Below are 8954 nucleotides of genomic sequence, written 5' to 3' on the forward strand. Positions count from 1 at the left end.
CGCGATCAGATCGAATCGACGTGTTCACATCCACACGTTCGAATCCAGTGCCCGGATTGGCGAGAAGGGAACAGCCGCTGACTGTCCACCACCTCAACCAGCTCCTGCTCGTCTGCTCGCTCGTTCTGCTCGTCGCGGTGGCAGCGGTTCGTATCTCTTCGCGCAGCGGGCTCCCCAGCCTGCTCGTCTACCTCGGCATCGGCATCGCCATGGGCCAGGACGGGGTCGGCAACGTCCACTTCAACAACGCCGAACTGACCCAGGTCATCGGGTACGCGGCCCTGGTCGTGATCCTGGCCGAGGGCGGCCTCGGCACGAAGTGGAAGGAAATCAAGCCGGCCCTGCCGGCGGCCACCTCGCTGGCACTGGTCGGCATCGCGGTGAGCGTCGGAGTGACGGCCACGGCCGCCCACTACCTGATCGGCCTGGAATGGCGGCAGGCGCTCATCATCGGTGCGGTGGTGTCCTCGACGGACGCGGCGGCCGTCTTCTCGGTGCTGCGGAAAGTACCCCTGCCCGCGCGCGTGACGGGCATCCTGGAGGCCGAGTCCGGCTTCAACGACGCCCCGGTGGTCATCCTCGTCGTCGCGTTCTGCACGGCGGGCCCCGTGGAGCACTGGTACGTGCTGCTGGGCGAGATAACCCTGGAACTGGCCATCGGCGCGGCCATCGGCCTCGCGGTGGGCTGGCTCGGCTCCTGGGGGCTGCGGCACGTCGCGCTGCCCGCCTCCGGCCTCTACCCGATCGCCGTGATGGCGATCGCGGTCACCGCCTACGCCGCCGGCGCGCTCGCGCACGGCAGCGGCTTCCTCGCCGTCTACCTCGCGGCGATGATGCTCGGCAACGCCAAACTGCCGCACTGGCCCGCCACCCGAGGCTTCGCCGAAGGGCTCGGCTGGATCGCCCAGATCGGCATGTTCGTCCTGCTCGGCCTGCTGGTCACCCCGCACGAGATGGGCGACGACATCGTGCCGGCCCTCGTCATCGGTCTGGTGCTCACCATGGTGGCGCGCCCCCTGAGCGTCGTGGTCGGCCTGCTGCCCTTCCGGATTCCGTGGCAGGAGCAGACGCTGCTGTCCTGGGCGGGCCTGCGCGGCGCCGTGCCCATCATCCTGGCGACCATCCCGATGGTGAGCGGCATCGCGGAGAGCCGCCGGATCTTCAACATCGTCTTCGTCCTCGTCGTCGCCTACACCCTCATCCAGGGCCCCACGCTGCCCTGGCTGGCCCGGAAGCTGCGGCTGGGCGAGTCCGAGGGCGCCGCCGACCTCGGGATCGAATCGGCACCCCTGGAGCGGCTGCGCGGCCATCTGCTGTCCGTCGCGATCCCGAAGGGTTCCCGCATGCACGGCGTGGAGGTGGCCGAGCTGCGCATGCCCTCGGGGGCCGCCGTCACCCTCGTCGTGCGCGACGGGACATCCTTCGTGCCGCTGCCCACGACCGTCCTGCGCCGCGGCGACGAGTTGCTCGTGGTGGCCACCGACCCGGTCCGGGACGCGGCCGAGCGACGGCTGCGCGCGGTGGGCCAGGGCGGCAAGCTGGCGGGCTGGCTGGGCCTCGCGGGCAACGGCGCCGGACCACACTCCCGACATTCCGGACAGTAAACGGGACATTAAGGGGCGATGTGCATTCGCAGGCGAACACCGCCATGGTGCTCACTTTCACAGGCACCGCAGCACTCGCCCCTGTACGATGAAGGCACACCTTGATCGAACCAACTCTGCCTGAAGCAGAGCTGGCGCGACCGTATGGCGGTCGTGACGCCCTCGCAGTGGGCGGCGCGGCATCTACCGCAGTTCCGCGCAAGAGGACAGCTCTCGGCGCCCCCCGCAGGGCGAGTGAGCCAAAGGGGTGCGACGGTGTCGAGAGGTCGAGCGCGCGAAGGCCCGAAGGGCTGAGCACGGTCGGCCTCTCGACACCGGCTACAGCACCCCGGAGGCGAACCGCTCGACAAAAGGGGCCGCGCTACCAGGCGGCAGAAAGGCACGGGCCGTGGCATCCACGGTCACCTCCCGCCCCGGATACGGACAGCTGCTGCGCACCCGCGGCGCCTGGACGTTCCTGCTCCCCGGCTTCGCCGCACGTCAGCCCTTCGCCATGCTGACGCTCTCCCTCGTACTCCTCGTCCAGCACACCACCGGCTCGTACGGGGCCGCCGGCGCCGTCGCCGCCGTCACCGGCGTCTCCATGGCGCTGTTCGCACCCTTCACCGGCCGTCTCGCCGACCGCCACGGCCAGCGGGCCGTCCTGCTGCCCGGCGTCCTGGTGCACGCCCTGGCAGGCCTCTCCCTGACGGCGCTGGCGCTGACGGACGCCCCCTTGTGGGCCCTTTTCCTCGCCGCCGTGCCGACCGGCGCCTCGGTGCCCCAGGTCGGACCCATGGTGCGCGCCCGCTGGGGCGTGAAGCTCCAGGACTCGCCCCTGATGACCACCGCGGCGGCCTTCGAGTCCGTCACGGACGAGCTGACCTTCGTGTTCGGCCCACTGCTCGCCACGGCGCTGTGCACCGCCGTGCACCCGGCCGCGGGCCTGCTGACCGAGGCCGGGCTGACGCTGATCGGCGGTCTCCTCTTCGCCTCACAGAAGAGCACCCAGCCCGCTGTCGCAGCCGCCGGGCACACGCGCGTGGAGCACGGCTTTGCGCTGAGGGTCCCCGGAGTGCGCGTGCTGATCGTGACCTTCCTGGGCATCGGCTCCGTCTTCGGCGGTATGCAGGTCTCGCTCGCCGCGTTCAGCGAGTCGATCGGCGAGCCCGGCCTGAACGGCGTCCTGTACGGCGTCTTCGCCGCGGGCAACATGCTCTCCGGCGTCGTCTGCGGAGCCATCGCCTGGAAGGTGGCCCCGCAGCGGCGGCTCGTCATCGGCTACGCCGCCCTGGCGCTCGCCGCGTGCGGACTGTGGGCCGCGCACTCCGTGGTCGCGCTCGCCGCGATCGGCCTCCTGGTCGGCATGTGCATCGCTCCGTCCCTGATCACCGGCTACACGCTGGTCGAGGGCCTGGTCCCGGCGGGCGCCCGCACCGAGGCCTTCACCTGGCTGACCGGCGCCGTCGCGCTCGGCCAGGCGGCGGCCGTCACGGTCGCCGGACAGCTGGAGGACCGCCTGTGGAACGGTGCCGGATTCCTGGTGCCGATGGCCGGTACGGCACTGGCGCTGGCGACCCTGCTGGCCCTGCGCTCACGGCTGGCCACGCGGCCCTCCGGACGCACCGTCGCACGTGGCGTCGGTCACCGAGTGCCGGTGACAGTGGACTGATCTCACGGAATACGTCAGTATGGATCGTCGTTAGCACTCACTGAGTGAGAGTGCCAGGAGGAAGACAAGTGCCGACCTACCAGTACCAGTGCACCGAGTGTGGCGAGGGCCTCGAGGCGGTGCAGAAGTTCACCGACGATGCCCTGACCGAGTGCCCCAACTGCGGTGGACGCCTGAAGAAGGTGTTCTCGGCCGTCGGCATTGTCTTCAAGGGCTCCGGCTTCTACCGCAACGACAGTCGTGGCTCGTCGTCGAGCAGCTCGCCGGCGTCCAAGCCGTCGACCTCCTCGCCCTCGCCGTCGACGACCTCGTCGTCCTCGTCCGACTCGAAGTCGTCGGGCAGCGGCTCGTCGAGCAGCAGCTCGGCCGCGTAGGACTTTCTGCCGGGGACCCCATCGTCGTCGACGTTGGGGTCCCCGGCATTTTCGGGAGCAGGGGTCCCGGCGTCGAGGCAGGGGCCTCGACGTTTTCCGAGGCAGGCCTTCGAAGCCCGCTACTGTGCTTGTCATGGCGAACGCAGAGATCGGTGTCATCGGCGGCTCGGGCTTCTACTCCTTCCTCGACGATGTGACCGAGATACAAGTCGACACCCCCTACGGGCCGCCGAGCGACTCCCTGTTCCTCGGCGAGATCGCCGGGCGACGGGTCGCCTTCCTTCCCCGCCACGGCCGCGGCCACCATCTGCCGCCGCACCGCATCAACTACCGGGCCAACCTCTGGGCGCTTCGTTCCGTCGGCGCCCGTCAGATCCTCGGACCCTGCGCGGTGGGCGGACTGCGCCCCCAGTACGGGCCGGGAACGCTGCTCGTGCCGGACCAGCTGGTCGACCGTACGAAGACGCGGACGCAGACGTTCTTCGACGGGCTGCCGCTGCCGGACGGCACCGTGCCGAACGTCGTGCACGTGTCGCTGGCCGACCCCTACTGCCCCGTCGGCCGCAAGGCCGCCCTCGAAGCGGCGCGCGGGCGCGACTGGGAGCCGGTGGACAGCGGCACGCTCGTGGTGATCGAGGGACCGCGGTTCTCCACCCGCGCCGAGTCATTGTGGCACCAGGCGCAGGGCTGGTCCGTGGTGGGCATGACCGGCCACCCCGAGGCCGCGCTCGCCCGTGAACTCGAGCTCTGCTACACCTCGTTGACCCTGGTCACCGACCTCGACGCGGGCGCGGAGGCCGGCGAGGGTGTCTCGCACGACGACGTGCTGAAGGTGTTCGCGTCGAACGTGGACCGGCTGCGGGACGTGCTGTACGACACGGTGGCGGCACTGCCGGAGAACGGGACGCGGGACTGTCTGTGCACGAAGGCGCTGGGTGGCATGGATCCGGGGTTCGAGCTGCAGTGACGGTGGCCCCGACGGGCGCTCGATGGGTGCCAACGGGCGCCGACGGGCGCTGACGGGCGCCGACGGGCGTTTTCACGTGGTGGAACTTCCCGTTCGGGTGAGGGAGTTGTCCACAACTCGTCGGTAGTCCACCGGCGCCGACGGACTCCGCCGTGAGGCCTCATCGTGGGATCGCAAGCCGATCTCTCGTCGCAGGTGGTGGTCCCATGGCACAGCACGCTCCTCTTGTACGCCCGCAGGACACGGATCTCGTACGGGCGCCGGACATGGATCCTGTACGGCCGCCCGGAACGGTTCTCGTACGGCCGCCCGGCGCGGACGCGCCTCCGATCTGCGAGGTGCCTCAGTTCGCCCCCGTGCACGTGCGCGGCGGACGGTACCGGCTGCGGCGCCTCACCCGGCACAAGCGGCGGGCCGTGGCCGCGGGGCTCGCCGTCACGGCGGCGGCCCTCGTGGCGGCGGGCCCCGGTGACGCCGGGCGGGCACGGGGCCATCCGACGGCGGCTCCTCCGTCCACGTCCGCTTCTTCCTCCATGTCCTCTTCTCCCTCTTCCCCTTCCGCTTCCGAGTCCGTGCGGGGGCGAGGGCGGGGCCCGGTGGAGATGGTGGCGGCGCCGGTGCGGATCGCCGACGCGGCCACGGTGCGGCTGCTCAGGCCGGGCGACCGGGTCGACGTGATCGCGGCGGACGGTGGCAGCGAGGCCCGCGTGGTCGCGGCCGGGGCGCGGGTGGCCGAGGTCCCGGACTTCGCCGCCACCGAGACCGGGGCGCTGGTGGTCCTCTCCGTGCCCCGGGCCACGGCGGCGCGACTGGCTGGCGCGGGCACGACGGCTCGGCTGGCGGTGACACTGTGTTGAGCGTCGTGCGCAATGCCGTACTGACGGCCTCCCTGGATATCGAATCGGTGTCAACTCGCTCGATCGTGCTACCGAATTGGACAGGTCCGGCGGGCCCTGCCGTAGGTTGCGGAGCTGTTTGTTCCACAACTTGTGCAGAGGGGCCTCTTGGTGAGCGAGAAGAAGCAACCCGGTGTCTGGGAGGGCTTCAAGGCCTTTCTGATGCGGGGCAACGTCATCGACCTGGCCGTCGCGGTGGTCATCGGCGCGGCCTTCACCAACATCGTCAACTCGGTGGTGAAGGGCATCATCAACCCGCTGGTGGGTGCGATAGGCACGCAGAGCCTCGACAGCTACAGCTACTGCCTCAAAGACCCCTGCAGAGGCACCGGGGACACGGCTACGGGCATCCGGATCATGTGGGGCTCCGTGCTGGGCGCCACGCTCAGCTTCGTGATCACCGCGGCCGTTGTCTACTTCCTGATGGTGCTGCCGATGTCGAAGTTCCTGGCCCGACAGGCGGCCCGGCAGAAGGCGAAGGAGGGCACCCAGGAGGTCATCGAGGTGTCCGAGCTGGAGGTGCTCAAGGAAATCCGCGACGCCCTGGTGGCCCAGCGCGGTTCGGGCAACAGCCACAACTGACGACGAAGGCCGGAGCCCCGCTCGGAACGCTCACGGACCGACTCCTGAAAGCCGGGGCCGGGCTCCGGAAGCGCGGGGGCCGACGCCGGACCATGGGGGCCGGGCTCCGGAAGCTCGGAGGCCGACCGCAAACGACAGTCGGGCTCCCGGAACACGGGGCCCAGCTGCGGACGGTCGGGGTCGGCGTCAGGCGACGCCGAGGCACGGCGGCTCAGATGTGGTGCGGCGGCTTCTCGTCGAGGAACCTCTTCAGGTCCGCCGCGCTGTCACCTTCACCGCCGGACTGCTCGCCCCATCCCCGGTCCGTGTCGTCCGAGGACTGCTGGCTCAGCGGGTCGTCGAAGATCAGCGCGGGCTTCGGAGCGCGCGGTGCGGACGCGTCACGCGGTTCGGGGGCGGCGGCGGTACTCATGCGTCCCAGAGTACGCCGACGGGCCCCCGGCCCACCCCGGTACGGCCGCGTCCTCCGGCCGTCAACCCGAGCGACCTGGACTCTTTTCTGCTGTGCTTGGCCCTATGACGTCCAGCGCCGCTTCCGAACCCACCCCGACGCCCAGGACGGCCCGGCTCGGGCCCCTGCGCAGAATGACCGCCCGGAGGAGGGACGAGGCGCACCGCGTCGCGTCGCCGCTGGAGCTCTTCTTCGACCTGTGCTTCGTCGTGGCCATCGCCCAGGCGGGCAGCGAGCTGGTGCACGCCGTGGCGGCGGGACACGCGGGCGAGGGCATCCTCAACTACGCGATGATCTTCTTCGCGATCTGGTGGGCGTGGATGAACTTCACCTGGTTCTCCTCGGCGTACGACAACGACGACGCGCTCTACCGGGTCGTGACGCTGGTGCAGATCGCCGGTGTCCTGGTCCTCGCCGCCGGGGTGTCTCAGGCGTTCGAGCACCATGTGTACACGTCCGTCTGGCTCGGGTACGTGATCATGCGGTTCGCGTTGATCGCCCAGTGGCTGCGGGCGGCCCGCGGCGCTCAGGGCCCCGAGAAGACCATGGCGTTGCGGTACGCGGGCGGTGTGTTCCTGTGCCAGATCGGCTGGCTGGGGCTGCTGGTCCTGCCGGAGCCCGGGCGTCCCTGGGTGTTCCTGGTGATGGCGATCGCCGAGATGTGCGTCCCTGTGTACGCGGAGAAGGACTTCGTCACCTCCTGGCATCCGCACCACGTCTCCGAGCGGTTCGGCCTGTTCACGATCATCGTGCTGGGCGAGACGATCGCCGCGTCGACGGTCGCCGTGAAGTCGGCGGTGGACGAGCACGACGCGCTGCGCGAGCTGTTGCCGATCGCCGCCGGCGGACTGCTGATCGTCTTCGCCGCCTGGTGGATCTACTTCGTGGTGCCCATCCACGGGCATCTGCGGTCCAACAGACAGTCGTTCCTGTGGGGCTACGGCCACTACCTGATCTTCTCGTCGGCGGCCGCGATCGGCGCGGGCCTGGAGGTCGCGGTCGAGGAGACGGTCGGTAAGACACAGATCTCGACGCTCGCCGCGTCCGCCGCGGTGACACTGCCGACGGCGCTGTACTTCCTCACGGTGTGGCTGTTGCACGCGCGCTATTTCAAGGTGGGCATCGCACAGCAACTCGTCCTGCCGACGGCGGCGTTGCTGGTGATCCTGTGCACCTTCCTGCGCAGCTGGGCGGTGCTCGCGGCGGGCGTCGTGGCGGCGCTGTCGGTGGCGGTCGGGGTGGCCCTGACGGCACGGATGGTCACAAAGGAGGGGGCGGGGACCGCGGGGCGGGAAACACTGGAGGCATGACAGTTGACGCTCTGACGGATGTCGCGGGGCTGCGCGTGGGACACGCGACGCGTACCGGCGACGGTTGGCTCACCGGCACCACGGTCGTGCTCGCCCCTGCGGGCGGCGCCATCGCGGCCGTGGACGTACGCGGCGGCGGGCCCGGCACCAAGGAGACCGACGCGCTCGACCCCCGCAACCTGGTGCAGAAGGTGGAGGCGGTCGTACTGACCGGCGGCAGCGCGTACGGCCTGGACTCCGCGTCCGGGGTGATGGCCTGGCTGGAGGAGCGGGGCCGCGGGGTGCGGGTGGGCCCCGATCCGGCGCACGTCGTGCCGGTCGTGCCCGCCGCCTGTGTCTTCGACCTGGGCCGCGGCGGCGACTTCCGGGCGAGGCCGGACGCGGCCACGGGCCGGGCCGCGGTCGAGGCTGCCGACGCGAGCGGGCCGGGCACGCCGGTGCCGGAGGGGTGCGTGGGCGCCGGGACGGGGGCGACGGTCGGGCGGATCAAGGGCGGGGTCGGGTCGGCGAGCGCCGTGCTCGACTCGGGGATCACGGTGGCCGCGCTGGTGGTGGCCAACGCGGCGGGTTCGGCGGTGGACCCGGAGACAGGGGTGTTGTACGGGGAGTTGCTGCGAGACGGTCGTACGGCGTATCCGTCCGCCGAGGTCCACGAGGCGGCGCGGCGACGGCTCGCCGAAGCCGCCGCGAAGAACTCGCCTCCCCCGCTGAACACCACGCTCGCCGTCGTCGCCACCGACGCCGACCTCACCCGCGCCCAGGCCCACAAGCTCGCCGGCACGGCACACGACGGCATCGCACGCGCCGTCCGCCCGGTCCACCTCCTGAACGACGGCGACACGGTCTTCGCCCTGGCCACGGGCGCCCGCCCGCTCAATCCCGACAACCCCCTGGCTCTCAACGAGATCCTCGCGGCGGGCGCGGATCTGGTCACCCGGGCGATCGTCCGCGCGGTACGAGCGGCCGACCCGGTGGACGGACCGGGCGGGGTGTGGCCGTCGTACGAGGAGCTGTACGGGAGCGCCTAGGCCCTGTCGTCAAATTCCCGTCTGCCCTGCGACGCCATGCACGCCCTCTCGCCGCACCGGGCACAGACCCAAGTACGTCCAGTACGAGGGC

9 protein-coding genes are annotated in these 8954 nt (G+C 70.8%); 8 read left to right on the forward strand and 1 reads right to left on the reverse strand.

What is annotated here, in order from left to right; genetic code table 11:
- Window positions 1-47 precede the first annotated feature (47 nt).
- From ACFVWD_RS10980 to mscL, 6 genes are all read left to right on the forward strand, one after another.
- Window positions 48-1604: a potassium/proton antiporter gene (locus ACFVWD_RS10980; RefSeq protein WP_389595146.1), complete on the forward strand. Its 1557-nt coding sequence runs from the start codon at window positions 48-50 to the stop codon at window positions 1602-1604.
- A gap of 388 nt (window positions 1605-1992) precedes the next feature.
- Window positions 1993-3255 (forward strand): MFS transporter, encoded by a 1263-nt coding sequence (locus tag ACFVWD_RS10985; RefSeq protein WP_389595148.1) that lies wholly within the window; start codon window positions 1993-1995, stop codon window positions 3253-3255.
- 68 nt (window positions 3256-3323) lie between these two features.
- Window positions 3324-3629: an FmdB family zinc ribbon protein gene (locus ACFVWD_RS10990; protein WP_101404549.1), complete on the forward strand. Its 306-nt coding sequence runs from the start codon at window positions 3324-3326 to the stop codon at window positions 3627-3629.
- 133 nt (window positions 3630-3762) lie between these two features.
- Window positions 3763-4596, forward strand: coding sequence for an S-methyl-5'-thioadenosine phosphorylase (locus ACFVWD_RS10995; protein ID WP_389595150.1), 834 nt, complete (start codon window positions 3763-3765; stop codon window positions 4594-4596).
- A gap of 266 nt (window positions 4597-4862) precedes the next feature.
- Window positions 4863-5453: a hypothetical protein gene (locus ACFVWD_RS11000; RefSeq protein WP_389595173.1), complete on the forward strand. Its 591-nt coding sequence runs from the start codon at window positions 4863-4865 to the stop codon at window positions 5451-5453.
- 150 nt (window positions 5454-5603) lie between these two features.
- Window positions 5604-6074: a large conductance mechanosensitive channel protein MscL gene (mscL, locus tag ACFVWD_RS11005; protein WP_389595151.1), complete on the forward strand. Its 471-nt coding sequence runs from the start codon at window positions 5604-5606 to the stop codon at window positions 6072-6074.
- 211 nt (window positions 6075-6285) lie between these two features.
- Here mscL and ACFVWD_RS11010 read toward each other — a convergent pair whose 3' ends face one another.
- Window positions 6286-6486, reverse strand: coding sequence for a hypothetical protein (locus ACFVWD_RS11010; RefSeq protein WP_389595153.1), 201 nt, complete (start codon window positions 6484-6486; stop codon window positions 6286-6288).
- A gap of 104 nt (window positions 6487-6590) precedes the next feature.
- Between ACFVWD_RS11010 and ACFVWD_RS11015 the strand changes: the two genes are divergently transcribed.
- Window positions 6591-7835, forward strand: coding sequence for a low temperature requirement protein A (locus ACFVWD_RS11015; protein WP_389595155.1), 1245 nt, complete (start codon window positions 6591-6593; stop codon window positions 7833-7835).
- Window positions 7832-8863, forward strand: a complete 1032-nt coding sequence (locus ACFVWD_RS11020) for a P1 family peptidase (RefSeq protein WP_389595156.1) — start codon at window positions 7832-7834, stop codon at window positions 8861-8863. Before ACFVWD_RS11015 ends, ACFVWD_RS11020 begins: the two co-directional genes overlap by 4 nt.
- Window positions 8864-8954: the final 91 nt, after the last annotated feature.

Origin of the sequence: Streptomyces sp. NPDC058086 (genome assembly GCF_042885015.1) — a bacterium.
Classification (GTDB): Bacteria; Actinomycetota; Actinomycetes; order Streptomycetales; family Streptomycetaceae; genus Streptomyces.